Consider the following 253-nt stretch of genomic DNA (forward strand, 5'->3'; position numbering starts at 1 on the left):
AGCTTTAACTCCAAAAGATTAGAACATATCGCAAATGAAATTTTATCCAATGTTGATTTAGGTATCGAGGTATCTATCGTCATGGGTGGCGGTAACATTTTCAGAGGCCATTTAGCTGAAGAATGGGGAATTGATCGTGTAGAAGCTGATAATATTGGTACGTTAGGTACAATCATTAATAGCTTAATGCTACGCGGCGTGTTAACAAGTAAAACAAATAAAGAAGTGCGCGTCATGTCTTCCATCCCCTTTA

1 protein-coding gene is annotated in these 253 nt (G+C 37.9%); it reads left to right on the plus strand.

The window, feature by feature from the left end; translation table 11 throughout:
• On the plus strand, positions 1-253 hold a 253-nt coding region (locus KVT34_RS30635), incomplete at both ends, for an amino acid kinase family protein (protein WP_483311472.1).

The sequence above is a fragment of the Paenibacillus sp. GbtcB18 genome (genome assembly GCF_019091125.1).
Lineage (GTDB): Bacteria > Bacillota > Bacilli > Paenibacillales > NBRC-103111 > Paenibacillus_F > Paenibacillus_F chitinolyticus.